This is a genomic window from Actinoallomurus sp. CA-142502, assembly GCF_050936355.1.
In the GTDB taxonomy this organism is placed as follows: Bacteria; Actinomycetota; Actinomycetes; order Streptosporangiales; family Streptosporangiaceae; genus Actinoallomurus; species Actinoallomurus iriomotensis.
This window is the reverse complement of the sequence record NZ_JBNJMY010000001.1, coordinates 4,542,445-4,560,071: the sequence shown is the minus strand read 5'-3', so window position 1 is coordinate 4,560,071 and position 17,627 is coordinate 4,542,445. Positions and strand designations below refer to the sequence as shown.

Annotated in this window: 13 protein-coding genes; 11 read left to right on the top strand and 2 right to left on the bottom strand. The window is 72.4% G+C overall.

All coding sequences use genetic code 11. From position 1 onward, the window contains the following. Positions 1-8: 8 nt before the first annotated feature. Positions 9-164, bottom strand: coding sequence for a hypothetical protein (locus ACQEV1_RS21835; protein ID WP_432705555.1), 156 nt, complete (start codon positions 162-164; stop codon positions 9-11). Here ACQEV1_RS21835 and ACQEV1_RS21830 point away from each other — a divergent pair. Genes ACQEV1_RS21830 through ACQEV1_RS21805 form a run of 6 tightly spaced genes read left to right on the top strand, consistent with a single transcriptional unit; the run spans position 163 to position 7,549 of the window. Then, positions 163-2,169: a tetratricopeptide repeat protein gene (locus ACQEV1_RS21830; RefSeq protein ID WP_433395638.1), complete on the top strand. Its 2,007-nt coding sequence runs from the start codon at positions 163-165 to the stop codon at positions 2,167-2,169. The two genes, ACQEV1_RS21835 and ACQEV1_RS21830, sit on opposite strands and share 2 nt — an antisense overlap. Next, entirely contained in the window at positions 2,169-3,167 is a 999-nt protein-coding gene (locus ACQEV1_RS21825) for a PP2C family serine/threonine-protein phosphatase (RefSeq protein ID WP_433395636.1), read from the top strand. The genes ACQEV1_RS21830 and ACQEV1_RS21825 overlap by 1 nt, the downstream gene beginning before the upstream one ends. A gap of 34 nt (positions 3,168-3,201) precedes the next feature. Continuing rightward, positions 3,202-4,509: a vWA domain-containing protein gene (locus ACQEV1_RS21820; RefSeq protein WP_285619729.1), complete on the top strand. Its 1,308-nt coding sequence runs from the start codon at positions 3,202-3,204 to the stop codon at positions 4,507-4,509. Between the two features lie 3 nt (positions 4,510-4,512). Beyond that, positions 4,513-5,283 (top strand): FHA domain-containing protein, encoded by a 771-nt coding sequence (locus ACQEV1_RS21815; protein WP_285619731.1) that lies wholly within the window; start codon positions 4,513-4,515, stop codon positions 5,281-5,283. 11 nt (positions 5,284-5,294) lie between these two features. Beyond that, on the top strand, positions 5,295-6,716 hold the full coding sequence (locus tag ACQEV1_RS21810) for a hypothetical protein (protein ID WP_285619733.1): 1,422 nt from the start codon (positions 5,295-5,297) through the stop codon (positions 6,714-6,716). An 11-nt stretch (positions 6,717-6,727) separates the two neighbouring features. Further along, complete coding sequence (locus tag ACQEV1_RS21805) at positions 6,728-7,549, top strand: glutamate ABC transporter substrate-binding protein (protein ID WP_285619734.1); 822 nt, start codon at positions 6,728-6,730, stop codon at positions 7,547-7,549. Between the two features lies 1 nt (position 7,550). Here the strand turns inward: ACQEV1_RS21805 and ACQEV1_RS21800 are convergent, their stop codons facing one another. Beyond that, complete coding sequence (locus tag ACQEV1_RS21800; protein WP_433395632.1) at positions 7,551-8,282, bottom strand: nucleotidyltransferase domain-containing protein; 732 nt, start codon at positions 8,280-8,282, stop codon at positions 7,551-7,553. 66 nt (positions 8,283-8,348) lie between these two features. Here ACQEV1_RS21800 and ACQEV1_RS21795 point away from each other — a divergent pair, with 66 nt between their 5' ends. The 5 genes from ACQEV1_RS21795 (at position 8,349) to ACQEV1_RS21775 (ending at position 17,535) form a co-directional block, all read left to right on the top strand. Next, positions 8,349-9,986 (top strand): SWIM zinc finger family protein, encoded by a 1,638-nt coding sequence (locus ACQEV1_RS21795; RefSeq protein WP_433395630.1) that lies wholly within the window; start codon positions 8,349-8,351, stop codon positions 9,984-9,986. Positions 9,987-10,008: 22 nt separating this feature from the next. Further along, on the top strand, positions 10,009-11,085 hold the full coding sequence (locus ACQEV1_RS21790) for a hypothetical protein (RefSeq protein ID WP_433395629.1): 1,077 nt from the start codon (positions 10,009-10,011) through the stop codon (positions 11,083-11,085). Between the two features lie 192 nt (positions 11,086-11,277). Then, positions 11,278-14,415, top strand: a complete 3,138-nt coding sequence (locus tag ACQEV1_RS21785) for a TIM-barrel domain-containing protein (RefSeq protein WP_433395627.1) — start codon at positions 11,278-11,280, stop codon at positions 14,413-14,415. A 235-nt stretch (positions 14,416-14,650) separates the two neighbouring features. Continuing rightward, complete coding sequence (locus ACQEV1_RS21780) at positions 14,651-15,292, top strand: hypothetical protein (protein ID WP_433395625.1); 642 nt, start codon at positions 14,651-14,653, stop codon at positions 15,290-15,292. Positions 15,293-15,375: 83 nt separating this feature from the next. Beyond that, a complete protein-coding gene (locus tag ACQEV1_RS21775) occupies positions 15,376-17,535 on the top strand; it encodes an FUSC family protein (protein WP_433395623.1) in 2,160 nt (719 codons plus the stop codon). The last annotated feature ends 92 nt before the right edge of the window (positions 17,536-17,627 follow it).

The following is a 17,627-nucleotide window of genomic DNA, read 5'->3' as shown; positions in this document are numbered from 1 at the left end:
GAGGACGGCTACTGCTCCACCTGCGGGTCGCCTCCCGCGTCGCGTCCGGTCACGAGCGGGAGCACGCCGAGCGTCACCACCGGCAGCTCGATCACCGGCAGCGTGCGGTCCACTCGCAGTGTCCGGACCGGGTCAACGCGCTCGCGGGCGTCGGGGCGCGGCATGCTGGGCGCCGGGCTGGTCGAGGTGCCCCGCGTCCCCTACCGCGACCCGGCCTCGGCGATCAAGGAGAATCCCGAGGTCGCCGAGCACAAGCGGTTCTGCGGCGGCTGCGGCGAGCCGGTCGGGCGGGCGCGCGGCGGCCGGCCCGGCCGTACGGAGGGCTTCTGCCCGAACTGCGGCGCCGGGTACTCCTTCACCCCCAAGCTCAAGCCGGGCGACCTGGTCGGCGGGCAGTACGAGGTGCTCGGCTGCCTCGCGCACGGCGGCCTCGGCTGGATCTACCTCGCCCGCGACCGCAACGTCAACGACCGCTGGGTCGTGCTCAAGGGCCTGCTCGACACCGGTGACACGGACGCCCTCGCGGCGGCCGCCGCGGAGCGCTCGTTTCTCGCCGAGGTCGAGCACCCGAACATCGTCAAGATCTACAACTTCGTCCAGCACGGCGGCTCCGGTTACATCGTCATGGAGTACGTCGGCGGCAAGCCGCTGAAGGACGTGCTGCTCGAACGCCGCAAGGCCGGCGAGGACGCGCTGCCGCTCGGGCAGTCCATCGCGTACGGGCTGGAGCTGCTGCGCGCGCTCGGCTACCTGCACGGCGTCGGCCTCCTCTACTGCGACCTCAAGCCGGACAACGCCATCCAGTCCGACGAGCAGCTCAAGCTCATCGACCTGGGCGGGGTCCGCCGCGTCGACGACATGGACAGCGCGATCTACGGCACGGTCGGCTACCAGGCGCCGGAGATCGCCGAGCAGGGGCCCTCGGTCAGCTCCGACCTGTACACCGTCGGCCGTACGCTCGCGGTGCTCAGCTTCCCGTTCAAGCACTTCACCACCACCTACGCGACCCGCCTGCCGGACCGGGCGGAGATCCCGCTGCTCCAGCGGTTCGAGTCCTACGACCGGCTGCTGCGGCGGGCCACCCACGCCGACCCCGAGGCGCGGTTCGCCGACGCCACGGACATGGCCGACCAGCTCACCGGCGTGCTGCGGGAGGTCCTGTCGGCCGAGGACGGGCAGCCACGCCCCGGCCCCTCGTCGCTGTTCGGCATGGAGCTGCGGACCATCGGCACCGAGCTGGCCGACGGCTCCGGCTCGGTGCTCGACCCGCCCACCCCGGCGGAGGTGGCGGCCGCGCTGCCGACTCCGCTGGTGGACGGCACCGACCCGGCCGCGGGGTTCCTGGCCGGCCTCACCAGCGCCGAGCCGGAGCAGCTCGTGGCCGCGCTGTCCGCCGCGCAGAGCCCCTCACCGGAGGTGCGCCTGACGCTGGCGCGCGTGCGGATCGAGCTCGGTGACATCGCCGAGGCGCACCGGCTCCTGGGCGAGCTGGCCGCCGAACGCCCCGGTGACTGGCGGATCCCGTGGTACGAGGCGGTGGCCGTGCTGGCGGCCGGAGACGTCGCGCGGGCCGAAGGGCTGTTCGACGAGATGTACTCCCTGCTGCCCGGGGAGGCGCCGCCCAAGCTGGCGCTCGCCTACTGCCGGGCACACCGCGGCGACCACGCCGGGGCGGCCGACCTGTACGAGCGGGTCTGGCGCACCGACAACGGCTACATCAGCGCCGCGTTCGGGCTGGCCCGCGCGCGGCTGGCGGCCGGCGACCGCGCCGCCGCCGTGGCCGTGCTCGACTCCGTGCCGAGCATCTCCAGCCACCACGTCGCCGCGCAGGTCGCCGCGGTGGCGACCGCGATCCGCGGCCGCAACCCGGCCGAGCTGACCGAGCCCGAGCTCATCGGCGCGGGCGGCCGGCTGGCCACGCTCAAGCTCGACGGCGAGCAGCGCGGCCGGCTCGTGGCCGAGGTCCTGGAGACCGCCCTCACCTGGGCGCACGCGACCGGGGAGGCGCCACGGCAGGGCACCCTGTTCGACGCGGCCCTGACCGAACGCGCACTGCGCGGCCGGCTGGAGGAGACCTACCGCGCGCTGGCCCGTCTCGCCGACACCCCGGCCGAACGCCACGCGCTCGTCATCCGCGCCAACGCCGCGCGCCCGAGGACGCTGGTCTGATGGCCGCGACGACCGAAGAGCGGGCCTGCCCCGTCTGCGATCTGCCGGTGTACCCGGACGAGGACTACTGCGAGGCGTGCGGCCACCGCCTCGACGCGCCCGTCCCCCGCTGCCCGGGATGCGGCGGCACCGCGATCAGCGACGGCTACTGCGAGCAGTGCGGGCTGCGCCAGCCCGACGGCACCGACCACGTCGAGCTGGAGATTCCCGGGGCGGCCGGGGTGAGCGACCGCGGCCTGCGGCACAGCCGCAACGAGGACGCGATGGCGCTGGCCGCCACCACCGACGGCGTCGCCGGGGTGGTGTGCGACGGAGTCTCCTCCTCCACCCGCCCCGAGGACGCCTCCCGCGTCGCCGCCGACACCGGGGCCGCCGCGCTCGCCGAGCTGCGCGCCGCCGGGCAGGACCCCGAGTCCGCCACCCGTACGGCCGCCGCACGGGCGGCCGAGGCCGTGGCCCGCCTGGGCGGCGGAGACGGGGACGACACCCAGCCGACCGAGCCGCCGTCGTGCACCTACGTCTCGGCGCTCGTGCACGGCGACTCGGTGACCGTCGGCTGGATCGGCGACAGCCGCGCCTACTGGCTGCCGGAGAGCGGCGAGGGCGCGCAGCTGACGGAGGACGACTCGTGGGCCGGCCAGATGATCGCCTCTGGGACGCTCACCGAGGAGGAGGCCGAGCGGCACCCGAACGCGCACGTGATCACCGCCTGGCTCGGCGCGGACGCCACCGACGTGGAGCCGCACGTGCGCACCCTCACCCCGGACACGCCGGGAGTGCTCCTCGTGTGCAGCGACGGGCTGTGGAACTACTTCCCCGACCCCGCCCGGCTCGCCGCGGCCGCCCCCGCCGCGGCGTCGGAGCCCCTGGAGGCGGCGCGGACGCTGACCCGCCTGGCGAACGAGGCCGGCGGACGCGACAACATCACCGTCGTTGTCATCCCCCTCCGGCCGCACACGCCGCCTCCCGTACCACCGACTCAGGAGCCGTCCCGATGAGCGCTCCGGTCACCCCTCCCACGAAGGAAGGCGCATGACGGGCAACCCCGATTTCACTCTCACGATCGACCAGAACAAGTACCTCCCCGAAGGGGGCCAGGAGGTACACGCGATCGTGACGGTCGAGGCGAGCGGCGTGCCCGCCGCCGGGGCCGTGCGGTCGACGTCCGCCGCCGAGGTGATCATCATCGACACCTCCGGTTCGATGGACTACCCGCGCACCAAGATGTCCGCGGCGATCCGGGCCGCGCAGACCGCGGTGGACTCGCTCCGCGACGGCGTCGCCTTCGCGGTGGTCTCCGGCTCCGCACGGGCCCGGATGGTCTACCCGGCCGGTGAGCAGCTCGTTCCCGCGAACCCGCAGACCCGGCAGGAGGCCAAGGCCGCGCTGGAGCGCGTGCGCCCGGCCGGCGGCACCGCGATCGGCGCGTGGCTGGGGCTGGCCGACCGGCTGTTCGCCGCCCACCAGGAGGGCATCCGGCACGCCATCCTCCTCACCGACGGCAAGAACCAGCACGAGAGCCCGGAGCAGCTCGACGCCGTGCTCCAGTCGTGCGTCGGCCACTTCGTGTGCGACTGCCGCGGCGTCGGCACCGACTGGGAGGTCGCCGAGCTGCGCAAGGTGGCCTCGGCCATGCTCGGCAGCGTCGACATCGTCGCCAGCCCGAACGACCTGGTCGCCGACTTCCGCGCGATGACCGAGGCGGCCATGGGCAAGGCCGTCGCCGACGTGGCGCTGCGGGTCTGGACACCGCAGGCCGCGCGGCTGCGCTTCGTCAAACAGGTGACGCCCTCCGTCGAGGACCTCACCGGCAAGCGCGTCGACGCCGGCCCGCGCGCCGGCGACTACCCGATCGGCGCGTGGGGCGCGGAGAGCCGCGACTACCACATCTGCGTCGAGGTGCCCCCCGGGATGATCGGCCAGGAGCTGCGCGCGGCCTGGGTCAAGCTGGTGCTGCCGGGCACCGGCGGCGAGGAGCAGGTGCTCGCCACCGGCAACGTCCTGGCCGAGTGGACCGACGACGAGGCCCAGTCCACCCGCATCAACCCCAAGGTCGCGCACTTCACCGGGCAGGCCGAGCTCGCCGAGGCGATCCAGGAGGGCCTGGCGGCCCGCAAGAGCGGCGACGTCGACACCGCGACCGCCCGGCTGGGCCGTGCGGTCAAGCTCGCCCACGAGTCGGGCAACGACGCGATCGCCGGCCTGCTGGACAAGGTCGTCGACGTCGACGACCACGCGACCGGCACCGTACGGCTGAAGAAGAACGTCGACAAGGCCGACGAGATGTCCCTGGACACCCGGTCGAGCAAGACCGTACGGACGCGGAAGGGCGGAGCCTGATCCATGCCGACCTGTCCGGCCGGACACTCCTCCGGCGCCGACGACTACTGCGACGTCTGCGGCACCCGCATGACGGGGCCCACGGTGTCCTCGGCCCTCACCGGACCCGGCACCGGGGGCGGTGCCGCGGCGGCCGCTCCCCCGGCGACGGGCGCGGATGGGCCGTGCCCGGACTGCGGGACGCCGCGTACGGGCCGGTTCTGCGAGGGCTGCGGGTACGACTTCGCGGTCGGCGCCGGACGCTCGGAGGCGACGGGCCCGGTGCGGACCGGTCCCCCGCCCGGCCCGGTCCCTCCGGAGCCGCCGGAGGAGGCGGAGGACCCGTCGACCGGCCGGTGGGGAACGAGCGGATCCGGCGCGCAGCCGACCGCGGCCGCGTGGACCGCGGTCGTCGCCGCCGACCGTGACTACTACGAGACGGTGCTGCGGCAGAACGAGGACAACCGCGCCTTCACGTTCCCGCCGTACTGCCCCGAGCGCCGGATCCCGCTGGACCGGCCGCAGGTGCGCATCGGACGGCGGAGCGCCTCCCAGGGCACCGTCCCGGAGATCGACCTGAGCGAGCCGCCGCAGGACCCGGGGGCGTCGCACACGCACGCGGTCCTGCTCTGCCGTCCGGACGGCACGGTGACGCTCGTCGACCCGGGCTCCACCAACGGCACCACCGTCAACGGCTCGGAAGAGCCGATCCCCGTCAACGTCGAGGTGCCGATGCGCGACGGCGACCGCATCCACATCGGCGTCTGGACGACCATCACGCTGCGGAAGGGCTGAGCCCGGTGACCATGACAGAAGCTCCGCCGTCCCGGCCGCCGGCGCGCCTGGCCGGCGTGGCACGGGTGGTGCGGATCCGGACGCTGCCCGGACGGATCCGGGGGTTCGCGCTCCTGGCCGTCCTGGCCGTCGCCGCGGTGTTCACGGTGGCGGCGTTCGCCGTCCAGGACGCCCGCGACGGCCTCAAGGTCATCGGGCACGACGCCGGCCCGCAGGTGGTCGCCACCGGCGACCTGTACTACGCGCTCAGCGACATGGACGCCCAGCTCGCCGCCGTCCTCCTGATGGGCCGCGAGCAGAACCTCGGCGCGGGCCGGGCGAAGGCCCTTCAGGTGTACGACCAGCGGCGCTCCGAGGCGCACCGGGCCCTGCTCCAGGGCTCCAACCTGGCGAGCGACGACCCGGCCGAGCAGCAGACCGCGCGCTCGATCCTCGACGCGCTGGGCCGGTACGAGCAGCTCGCGGGCCAGGCGCTGCAGCTCGACCAGCAGCAGCCCCACGCGGCCGGACCGCCGAGCGACCAGGTCCGCGCGCTGTACCGGCAGGCGACCGACCTGATGAAGCTCGACGTGCTGCCCAAGGCGTACAACCTCACGCTCGACAACGGCACGACGGTGCGGCGCACGTACGAGTCCAAGCACGGGGCGGTGCTGGACGGCATCGCCTGGGTCGTGATCACCGGCCTGGTGCTCATCGCGATCCTCGTCGGCCTGCAGGTGTACCTGACCCGCCGCTTCCGCCGGCTCGTCAACCCGGTGCTCGCACTGGCGACGCTTGCCTCGCTGGTGCTCGTCGTGGCCACGGTCGGGCTGCTGACGAGCGAGGCGAGCCACCTGAGCAAGGCCAAGAAGGACGGCTTCGACTCGGTGCTGTCGCTGTCGCGGGCGCGGGCGATCAGCAACAACGCGGACGCCGACGAGACGCGGTACCTGCTCGACCCGGAGCAGGCCGACACGTACGAACAGGTCTACCTGGACAAGTCGCAGGAGATCTTCTCCGTCACGGCCGGCAACCTCCACCAGTACTACCAGCAGGTCGACCAGCGGGTGGCGGCCCACAGCGGGTTCACGGGCTTCCTCGGCCTGGAGTCGCAGCACGTCACACTGGCGGGCCAGCGCGCCGCCGTCGACCGGACGCTCCAGGGCTACCAGACGGTCCAGCACGACGACGCCCGCCTGCGGACGCTGGCCACCACGGCCGGAGGACGCCACGACGCGATCGTCCTGCGCATGGGCACGGCCTCGCGCGACTTCGCCACGTACGACCAGTCGCTCGTGTCCCTCACCGCCATCCACCAGAAGGCGTTCGCGAGCGCCATCCGCGACGGCGACGACGGCCTGAGCGGCTGGAGCGTCGGCCTGCCCGTCGCCGCGGTCGTCATCGCGATCCTCGTCCTGGTCGGCGTACGTCCGCGGCTGTCCGAGTTCCGGTAAGGGAGCGAGTCATGCGAGTAGCTCTGAGTCGGGTCGGTGCCGCGCTGGCGCTGCTCCTCACCGTGGGCGGGTGCGGCACCGGCGGCGGCACGTCCGTCGCGGACAAGGACACGCTGGTGATCGGTGTCTCGAAGGACCAGCCGGGCCTGGGAAAGCAGCAGCCCGACGGCACCTTCCAGGGTTTCGACGTCGACGTGGCGCGCTACATCGCCGCGCACATGGAGAAGAAGCCGAAGAAGGTCGACTTCAAGGTCACGCAGTACTCCCAGCGGGAGAGCTCGATCCAGACGGGCAAGGTCGACCTGGTCATCTCCAGTTACTCGATCACGCCCGAGCGGAAGACGAAGGTCTCCTTCGCCGGGCCGTACTACGTCGCCCACCAGGACACGCTGGTCCGCGCCGCCGACACCGGGATCAAGAACGTCCGCGACCTGGCCGGCCGGCGCCTGTGCGCGGTCACCGGGTCGGTGTCCTGGCAACGTGTCACGGTCGAACGGGGTGTCGCGGCCCACGTGGTCAAGGCCCCGACGTACGGGGACTGCATGACCAAGCTCACCGGAAACAGCCTCGACGCCGTCTCGACCGACGACCTGATCCTCGCCGGATTCGCCGCCCAGGAGGGCCGCTCGGTGCGCTTCGTCAACGCGCCCATCTCCGACGAGCGGTACGGCGTCGGCATCCGCCAGGACGACATCACCGGCTGCGAGGACATCAACAAGGCGATCACCGAGATGTACCTGGACGGGACGGCGGCCAAGCTCCTGCAGCGATGGTTCGGCGCGACGGGTCTGCACCTGACGACCACGGTGCCGCAGTTCGAGGGCTGCGGCTGATTCAGCCGAAGAGACGCGCGGCGTCGTCGATCGCCTTCACCGGCTCTCGCGGGACCTCGGCGAGGATCGCGTCGACGCCGCGGAGCCCGGCCCGGTCGAGCAGCGTCTTCTCGTTGGTGACCCACTCCCCTCGCTCCGCCAGCACCGCGTGCGCCGTCTGGCAGGCGGCGGTCGCGATCGCACCGGCGGTCTCGGCGACGTGCCCGTTCAGGGCGTGCGCCGCCCGCGCGTAGTCGAGGGTGAGCCGCGCGTCGGCGCGCCAGCGTTCCTTCGCGCTCTCCCGCAGCGCCTCCGGGTACTCCGGGTTCGGCAGCGTGCCGTGCAGCACCCGGTTGCCGGCCAGCTCGGCGACGACGATGTAGGTCGGAACGCCGGCGAGGTGGAACAGGAGCCACTCGACCCCGAAACGCCCCTCACGCGCCTCGGCCAGGCGGTGCTCGACGTCGTCGAGGTCGCGGTAGTGCACGTCGACCTTCCGGCCGTCGATCCGCAGCCACGCGCCGCCGTTGAAGACGCCGCCGCCCCATCCGCCGATCTCGGAGACCTCGCCCTCCCACCCGAGCGCCCGCAGGTCGGCGGGCTGAAAGTCACCGCGGTAGTAGACGGACAGATCCCAGTCGCTGTCCGGCCGATGCGTCCCGGCCGCCCGCGACCCGCCGAGCGCCACCGCCTGGACGTGCGGAAGCCCGGCGAGCCGCCCACTGACATGGCTGAGAAATTCGTCATCCCGCATGCCCGCGATCGTAGACGCGGGCGGAATCGTCTTCAGGAAGCGGTTGGGATTCGCTTGGATTGTCCTATGGCGACCGCGTCGGGATTCACGAAGGATGATCTGCGGGCTTTGGCGGGAGAGCGGTCGTTCGAGCGGGGGGTGGGCTACCTCGGCGCCGTCACCGGTCTGGAGGTCACGGCGGGCGGCGTCACCGCCACGGTCTACGGCGGAGACGTCTATGGGGTCGCCCTGACGTTCGACGCCGGCGAGGGCCTGTCCGGCGAATGCGGCTGCCCGTACGGGCGGGACGGCAACTTCTGCAAGCACTGCGTCGCGGTCGGGCTGACCGTGCTGAACCGCGGTCTCGACCTGGCGGAGGCGCGGGCCGCCGCCCGGGATCGCGGCGAGCGGCTGGACGCGTGGCTCGAGGCCCTGCCGCGCGAGGAGCTTCTCGCGCTACTCCGCGAACAACTCACCGGGGACAACGCGCTGCGCCACCGCCTGGAGATACGGGCCGCGACCGACGCCGGCGCGGACATCACCGTCCTGCGACCGCAGATCATGACGCTGCTCGACCCGGCACCGTTCAGCCGCTACGGACACATCGAATACGCGGACGCCTTCGCCTATGCCGAGCAGGTCGCGGGGGCGGTGGACGCCCTTCGATCGCTGCCCTCCGCCGACCACCGGGTGTCGCTGGCCAGGGAGGCGATCGAACGTCTCCGTCAGGTGTACGACCAGATCGACGACTCTTCGGGCGCCGTCGGCGAGGTCGCCGCGGAACTCGAAGAGGTACATCGGGAGGCCTGCGCCACCTCTGACGTCGACCCGGCGAAGACCGCCGAGTGGCTCGCCGCGCACCTGCTCGACGACGGGTCGTACCCGGAGGTCTATCTCGGCGACTACTGGGGACTGCTGGGGGACGCGGGACGTTCCCGGCTCGCCGAGCTGGTCGCCGAAGCCTCGCGCCACGGCGGGTCGGGCTGGGCGGTCGCGCAGGTCACCAAGGACATCGCCCGGCTCGGCGGGGACGTGGACACACTGGTCGCCACGCTCGCGGCCGACCTCGCACCGTACGGGCAGACGCACCTGACCATCGCTCAGGAACTCGACCGGGCCGGGCGAGGCGCCGAGGCACTGGAGTGGGCCGTACGCGGCCTGCGCGAGACGGCACGCCACCCGTTCGGCGCGGACCCGCTCGGCGACTACGTGACCGAGCGGTACGACCGCGACGGGCGCCTCGCCGACGTGGTCGCCGTACGGCGGGAACGGTTCCACGCGTCGCCGTCGCTCGCCGGCTACCGGGATCTGCGCGACGCCGCCCGGAAGGCCGGGTCCTGGGATGGCGAACGCACGGCCGCTTTGGACGTCCTCGGCGACGGGCCGCTGCTCGTGGACGCGCTGATCGACGACGGGGACACCGACGCCGCGTGGCGGGCCGCCGAGGAAGGGGCCGGCGACCGGCAGTGGCTGGCCCTCGCCGACCTGACCCGCGACGACCGTCCGGCCGACGCGCTGACGGTGTACCGGCGGGCCATCGAGTCACGCTCGCGGCTCACCGGGGACGGGAACTACCGCGAGATCGCACGCCTGCTCCGGTCGGCCCGCGACTGCCACGAACGCCTGGGCACGGAGAGCGAGTTCGCCTCGTACGTCACCGGCCTCCGTACCGCCCAGCGCCGCAAGCGGAACCTCTTGCGGATCCTCGACCAGCAGGGCCTCTGAAGAGGACCGGCGGGAGTACACGGTGCTGAGAGTCGTCGCGGGGTCGCTGGCCGGCGGCACGCTCGTCGCGCTCGTGGCGCTGTGGTGGGCGAGCCGCCGGCCGGGCTCCGACGCGAGAGAACGCACCCGTCGCCGGCCTCCGCGCGGTGTCGATCCGGGGCTCGCCCTGCTGACCTGGACCGGACTCCGCGGAAATGCCCGGGACAGGGCGCCGATGGTGGTCCTGGCCGATCTGGTCCACCGCCGTGTCGTGCACGCCGAGGATGACGGTCGCGGCTCGTGGCGGCTGGCGTACGCCGCCCGGGAGGCGCCGCTCACCGGCTACGAAAGGCTGGTGGTGAACACGCTGTTCGGTACGGGCGGCAGCGCTTCGACGCTCGACCCGGACGCGTTGCGCTCCATCGCGCCGGCGGTCGCGGATGAGCTCCGGAGGACGGCGCGCGAACGCGGGTGGGATCGGCCGTTCGACCGTCCGAGGCGCCGGCCGGAGCACCTCGGAGTCGTTCCCGGCCTGCTGTGGGCCGGCGGGCTGACGACCTTCTTCGCGCTCGTCGGGCTCGTCCACGGGCACTTCTGGCTGTTCGGATACCGGGGATGGGGCGTCACGGCGCTCGCGTTCTGGTTCGCCGCGGTGACCGTCGCGGCCGTGCGCGCGGACGTCGGAGAGGAGCGCGGACGCCCGGATCGCCGGCGCCGCGCCCGGCTCCGCCGTTTCCTGCGCCGCCTGCGGGCCGAGGCCGAGGCCGCGCGTCGCGGCGATCCGAGGGCGGCGGAGTTCGCCTCACGCCACGCCTCCTACCTTCTCGTCGCCGGAGAGCATGCCGGAGGCGGCGGGCGGAAGGCCGCCCGGCCCGACGATGACGCGGAGCCGGACCAGGCGCGCCTCATCGGCGAGTTCCTCGAGGACCAGGAGCGGATCGACCGCTTCGACGATCACGCGGACGCGCTCGTGGACTACCTCCAGGAGGTTCTGGAGCGCCGCCTCGCGTCGCAGCCGGGTCACGACCCCGCTCCTGACACCGGACACGACGACGGGCAGCACGACCACGCATCCGACTCGGATGACCACCACGACGGGGATCACGGGCACGACTGGTAGCGGGTCTGGCCGATCCCGGCACGTTCCAAGCTCTTGATCTTTGTACGAACGCGTGCCATTTTGCCTCTGCACCGGGTAGTTGATCTCCCCCTGCGAAGTTAATCGAACATTTTCAAACACCGGAGGCGTTGGATGAGAACGGCTCGCAGGCGGGTTGGACGAGCGTGGCGGCTCCGGTCGCCACGTACGAAAATGGTCGCGCTGGGCACCGCTCTGGCCGGTGTGCTCGCCATCGCGGTGGCGCCACCCGCCGCCGCCTCCCCCGGCGACGGGGCACGGCAGCGGGCGGTCCGCTCGGGCGACGCGCGGTTCGAGGTCCTCTCCCCCACGCTCATCCGGATGGAGTACGCCGGCGACGAGAAGTTCACCGACGCCGCGACCTTCAACGCGATCGGCCGGGACGACTTCGCGCGGACGCACTTCACGCACCAGGTGAAGGACGGCTGGCTGACCATCGCCACCGACCGGCTGACACTGCGGTACAAGGTCGGCTCCGGACCGTTCACCTCAGAGAACGTGTCGGTGAACCTCCGTACCGGCGTGACCGCGCGCCCCGCCTGGCCGGCGCCGGCCGTCTGCGCCGTCGGCGCGCTGTGCGAGGCGGAGAAGACCACCCTCGCGGGCGGGGTCAGCGTCGCCTCGGACCACACCGGCTTCACCGGCACCGGGTTCGCCGCGGGGTTCCAGAGCGTGGGCGCGTCGCTCACGTACCAGCTCGACGTGCCCTCCGCCGGAACGTACGACCTGCGGCTCCGGTACGCCAACAGCGTGGGCGGCGACGGCGGGAACACCACCCGTACGCTGAGCGCGGCCGTCGACGACGGCGACGCGACGACGCTGACGCTGCCGACGACCGCCGACTGGAACACCTGGGCGTTCGCCACGACGTCGCTGCAACTGTCCGCCGGACGGCACACGCTGGTGGTCTCCCGGGGCGCGAAGGACTCCGGGAACGTCAACATCGACAGCCTCGCCGTCACCGCGCCCGGCGCGCCGTACCCGTCGCCGTCCGCCACGGCGACCCCCTGCGACTACGGCACCGTGTGCGAGGCCGAGGACGGCGCGCTCACCGGAGGAGCCAAAGTCGGCGCCGACCACAACGGCTACGCCGGCAGCGGCTTCGTCGCCGGTCTGGAGCGGGCCGGCGCCACGGACACCGTCGCGCTGCGGAACGTGCCCGCCGACGGCCGGTACGCGCTGCAGATCCGGTACGCGAACGCGAGCGGCTCCGCGCGCACGGTCTCGACCTCGGTGAACGGCGGGGCGGCCACCTCCAGCAGCCTCCCGCAGACCGCCGACTGGGACAGCTGGTCCACGGCCACGATCCCGGTCACGTTGACCAAGGGCTCCGACACCGTCGCGATCGGCTGCCCGACCGCCGACAGCTGCCACGTCAACCTCGACACGGTCGCCGTCACCTCGGCCACGTCGCCGGTCCTGCCGGCCCACAGCCCGCTGGGCGGGTACCGACGCGGCCTCGACGGCGTGAACGGCAGCGCCGTCACCACCCCGGGCCTGCTGTACCGCGACGGCTGGGAGCTGCTCGACGACACCCCGTCGGCGCTGTACGACCCGGCGACGCACGCCGTACACCAGCGGCCCGCCCAGAAGGCGTACCAGGACTCGTACCTGTTCGGGTACGGGCAGGACTACAAGCGCGCCCTGACCGACCTGGCGACGCTGACCGGCCCGCCGAACCTGCTGCCGCGGTGGGCGTACGGCGTGTGGTTCTCGGAGTACTACGACTTCACCGCCGCCGACTACGAGAACACCGTGCTGCCCCGGTTCCGCTCCGAGGGGGTGCCGCTGGACGTCCTGGTCACCGACACGGACTTCAAGTCGCCCTCCACCTGGAACGGCTGGGAGATGGACCCGAAGAAGTTCCCCGACCCGGCGGCGTTCTTCTCCTGGGCTCAGCAGCAGGGGCTGCACAACACGCTGAACATCCACCCGAGCATCGGCAGCGACGACGCGCAGTACGCCAAGGCCCAGGCCACTTCCGACGGGAAGCTGGCCGCGAGCGGCTGCACGGCCAACACGGGCCAGACCTGCCACGTGTTCGACTGGGGCGACCCGGCCCAGCTCAAGGCATACCTCGACCTGCACCAGACGATGGAGAAGCAGGGAGCGGACTTCTGGTGGCTCGACTGGTGCTGCGAGGACTCCCGCTCGTCGCTGGCCGGCGTCACCCCGGACGCGTGGATCAACCAGCAGTACGCCGATGACACGGCCAAGAACGTGGGCCGCGGCTTCGCCTTCTCCCGGGCGTTCGGCTCGCTGCAGGCGGGCGGCTACAGCGGCCAGGCGGGAGTGCCCACGGGCCCGTGGGCGGACAAGCGCACGACGGTGCACTTCACGGGCGACACGACGTCGAGCTGGGACACACTGCGCTTCGAGGTGGGCTACACGCCGGGCGAGTCGGCGGCCACGGGCCTGTCGGCGGTCAGCCACGACCTCGGCGGCTTCAACGGCCCGTCCCACCTCGCCGACGACCTGTACGTCCGGTGGATGCAGCTGGGTGCGTTCCAGCCGATCATGCGGTTGCACGGCAACCACAGCGACCGCCTGCCGTGGCAGTACGGCGACCAGGCGCGTACGGCGGCGGAGAAGTTCCTGAACCTGCGCGAGAACCTGGTGCCGTACACGTACACGCTGGCCCACGAGGCCGCGGTCTCCGGCATCCCGGCGGTGCGCGCGACGTACCTGGAGTACCCGGACCAGCCGGGCGCGTACGACGCGGCGTCGCGGGAGTACTTCTACGGCTCGGACGTCCTGGTCGCCCCGGCGACGTCGGCGGGCGCGTCGTCGACGACGTCGGTGTGGTTCCCGCCGGGCACGTGGACGGACTACTTCACCGGCAAGACGTACACGGGCCCGGCGGTGAAGGACGTGACGTCGGACTGGAACTCGATGCCGGTGTTCGTGAAGGCGGGCGGCATCGTCCCGACGCGTACGGACAACGTGACGAACGACGTGCAGAACCCGCTGAACAAGGTGACGCTGACGGTGTCGGGCGGCGCGAACGGCACGTACTCGCTGTACGAGGACGACGGCCGGTCCGCGTCCCCGAAGTCCGCGACGACCCGCGTGCGCTACACGGACAAGAGCCACACGCTGCGGATCGAAGCGGCGAAGGGTTCGTTCGAGGGCCGGCCCGACAGCCGCCAGTGGACCGCCGTCTTCACCGACGCCGACGCTCCGACGACCGTACGCGTCAACGGCGCCACGGCCCCGACCGGAACCTGGAAGTACGACCCGGACCACCGCACGTTGACGGTGACGGTCCCGGCACGATCGGTCCGAACCGCCACGACGATCAGCTACCGCTAGCCCTCTCCGGCTTCCAGGGTCGGCAGGCCCGTTCTCGGCGACGAGCCTGCCGGCCCTGCGCCCGTTGCGATAGGACTGGACCCGTGGCCGCCGACCGCGTGAGCGACGAGGGAGCCACCCCCGCCGGACCTGAATGCGGAGCGAAATGCACACGGCCAAAAGATCGGTGGCACACCGCCGCCGGACGAAGATGACCGCTCAGCCGGCTTCCGGCCGTTTCCGCAGAAGCGGCCTGGTGGCCACCGCGCTGGCGATGTCGTGCGTCTCGGGCGCGTGCTCCGGCGAGGCGCCGGACCCACGACCGACCCGGGTCGCCTCGCCATCGGGGCCGCCGGCCCCGACCACACAGCGGACCTGGACCCCTCAGGCGGACGATGAGGAGGCCGCCTGCCGGAAGAAGAATCCGAAGCCGTGGCGGCCGTCCAACGACCCGTACACCGGGCCGGGTCCGCACTACGTCTACCCGATCCGTGTCCAGCTGGACCCCGACGCGCCGAAGGACGCGATGGACGACAAGGACCTGTCCACGATCCCCGGCGACATGGAGATCCCCCATGAGCGGGTGCCGGACGGCTGGCAGCTCATCGCATGCGTGTACCACGGGCACCCCACACGTCGGTCCGGCACGGTGAGGTGCCACTTCGACAACGTCGATGAGACCAGGAAGTACCCGTTCTACGAGTCCCGTTACGAGGTGATCGTGCGGGAGGCCCGTACCGGCAAGAAGGTGACCACCTTCAGCGTGCCGGGCACGACCACCGACGATGGCGACTGCCCGAGCTTCGTCCTGGACACCGGCCACACCGTCATCCTCAAGCCGCTGGACGGTCACGCCCTCGGCGAGAGGCTTCGCCCCGTCTTCAGCGCCACCGCATAGGAGGAGGGGCACCTCGGCGATGCTCCTGTAAGGAGCGTCGATAGGATTGGCACCTATCCCCCATCGCGGTAAGGAGCCACACGATGACGTCCGGGTGGACAGGCCGGGCCGGTCAACGAGCCCGCACCACCGTCGACAGAATGGTCGCCGCCGATCCCGGACTGACACGATGGCATCTCGCGTGGCGTGCCACGCTCGCGGTGGCGTGCGTGGCCGTGGCCGAGCACTGGGTGGGGTCGGCCGCCGGGCTGCCGGCCCTGGTCGCGATGCTGCTGGGCGGCATGATCGCCATGAACGGCGCGTTCCTGCTGGCGGGCAGGCCACGCCTCGACGCCGTCCTCACGGCCCTCGGGATGCCGTTCGTCGCGTTCGCCGGAGTACTGCTCGCCGTCCTGGTCGACGGTCACCTCCTCGCATCGCGGCTGGGCTTCGTCGTGCTGACCGTGGTCGCGGTCTACGTGCGTCGCTTCGGCATCCGCGGCCTGAACTACGGGCTCCTGGGCTGGTTCGCGTACATGTTCGGCACGTTCTCGCGGGTCCGCCCGGACCAGCTCCTGCCCCTGAGTCTGGTGTTCCTTTCCGCGGTGGCGATCCTCGTCATCCTGATGGCCGGGGTCGCGTACCAACGTCCCCGGACCCAGCTCGGCGCGGCGCTGCGCGCGTTCGACCTGCGGATCGCGGCGGTGGCCCGTGCCTGCGCCGACCTGCTCACCGAGCCGAGTGCCAAGAACGCACGCGAGCTGCACGCTCGCAGGTTCTACGTGCTGGAGGCCGCCCTCATCGCCGAGGGACATCTGGCCTCCCCGGCGGCGGCCGAGGCCGATCACGCGTACCGGCTGCGTACCGGCCTGCTGGCCACCGAGCTCGCCGTCGAAGAACTCGCCACGGCCACGATCGCACTCGCCGATTCGGGCGGACTGCCGGAGCCGGTGCTCTCGGCCTCGACCGCCACGCTCCGCGCCCTGGCCGTACGCGACCCGGACCGCGCTCGCGAACACGCACGTGAGCTGGACGGGCGCGGCCTCAGCGAGAGCGACGGCCTCCCGCTGGCCAGCCTGGCGGACGCGGCCGACCGGCTCTGCGACGCCCTCCGGCCGCATACGGGCCCCAGGCACGCCACGGACGACGATTCGCCGACGCCGGCCTTCGAGCCGGGCGTCCAGCTGATCGCCGGAAACCTGCCGGGTTCGGCCGGTACCGCCGCCGACGCGCTGGAGGCGGGTCCGCGATGGCTGCGCCTGTCCCTGAACAGCCGCCAGTGCGTCCAGGCCGGGCTGGCCTCCCTGCTCACCCTGCTGTGCGCGCTCCCGGTCTCGCCCGTACGGTTCTACTGGGCGATGCTCGCCTGCCTGATCGTCCTCACCGGCACCGCCACTTCCGGCGAGACGCTGGTCAAGGGCGCCCACCGGGTGCTGGGAACGGCGCTGGGAGCGGTGGCGGCGATCGTGGCCGTACACCTCACCCGCGGCCACGACACGCTCGTGGTCACGGTCATGGCGGTGTGCGTCTTCCTCGCCGTGTACTTCTTCCGCGTCGCGTACGGAATCCTCGCCTTCTCGATCACCACGCTGATGGGGCTGCTGTACAACGCGCTGGGCGAGTTCACCGACACGCTGATCCTCACCCGGCTCGAGGAGACCGCCGTCGGCGCCGGCGTCGCGGCCCTCATCGCCGTACTGATCCTGCCGGTGCACAACCGGAACACCACGGCCGCCGCACGCGACGCCTTCGTCCGCGACCTCGTGGATCTGGTGAAGGAGGTACGGGACAAGACGGCCGGCCGAGGCTGCGGAACGGACCTGCTGATGTCGGCCCGCCGCCTCGACGCACGGATGCACCAGCTCGCCCTCGCCACCCACCCCTGGGGCGGCGCCGCCCTCGCCGGAATCGACACCGCACCGGTGGCCCGCCGGCTCGCCTCGTACAGCGCGATCACGGTACGCGCCAAGGCCCTGGCCACGGCTGCCGCCATGGAGCCCAAACCGGTCCCGGACCTCGACCTGGTGGCCCCGCTGACCATGCCCCTTCGCCGGCTGACCGGCGACTACACGCTGAGGATCGACACGCCGTACGCGCCTCTGCGGAGGCCTCCGGCGCCGCTCCCCCGCTGCGGGCGGGCGCGGACGCTCCGCGTCCTGGCCGACGACCTCGCCGGAGCGCTGGACGGCCTCCGTGCCGGCGGCGACATGACCACCTGGATACCCTCCAGCCAGACGGTCGTCGCCGGCCCCCGCCAGCGGTGATTCTCGACCGTCGGTCGTACCGCGGCCTCGGTAATCTGGTCGAAGGCGCGGTGCTCGCAGGCGCCGTCTACACCTTCCGACCTGATGTGAGG

Excerpts from the sequence above, each read along its gene's own strand:
- ACQEV1_RS21830 (WP_433395638.1), top strand. The coding sequence starts at position 163 with ATGCTGGGCGCCGGGCTGGTCGAGGTGCCCCGCGTCCCCTACCGCGAC.
- ACQEV1_RS21775 (WP_433395623.1), top strand. The coding sequence starts at position 15,376 with ATGACGTCCGGGTGGACAGGCCGGGCCGGTCAACGAGCCCGCACCACC.
- ACQEV1_RS21815 (WP_285619731.1), top strand. The coding sequence starts at position 4,513 with ATGCCGACCTGTCCGGCCGGACACTCCTCCGGCGCCGACGACTACTGC.
- ACQEV1_RS21785 (WP_433395627.1), top strand. The coding sequence starts at position 11,278 with ATGGTCGCGCTGGGCACCGCTCTGGCCGGTGTGCTCGCCATCGCGGTG.
- ACQEV1_RS21820 (WP_285619729.1), top strand. The coding sequence starts at position 3,202 with ATGACGGGCAACCCCGATTTCACTCTCACGATCGACCAGAACAAGTAC.
- ACQEV1_RS21835 (WP_432705555.1), bottom strand. The coding sequence starts at position 164 with ATGCCGCGCCCCGACGCCCGCGAGCGCGTTGACCCGGTCCGGACACTG.
- ACQEV1_RS21795 (WP_433395630.1), top strand. The coding sequence starts at position 8,349 with ATGGCGACCGCGTCGGGATTCACGAAGGATGATCTGCGGGCTTTGGCG.
- ACQEV1_RS21805 (WP_285619734.1), top strand. The coding sequence starts at position 6,728 with ATGCGAGTAGCTCTGAGTCGGGTCGGTGCCGCGCTGGCGCTGCTCCTC.
- ACQEV1_RS21810 (WP_285619733.1), top strand. The coding sequence starts at position 5,295 with ATGACAGAAGCTCCGCCGTCCCGGCCGCCGGCGCGCCTGGCCGGCGTG.
- ACQEV1_RS21825 (WP_433395636.1), top strand. The coding sequence starts at position 2,169 with ATGGCCGCGACGACCGAAGAGCGGGCCTGCCCCGTCTGCGATCTGCCG.
- ACQEV1_RS21800 (WP_433395632.1), bottom strand. The coding sequence starts at position 8,282 with ATGCGGGATGACGAATTTCTCAGCCATGTCAGTGGGCGGCTCGCCGGG.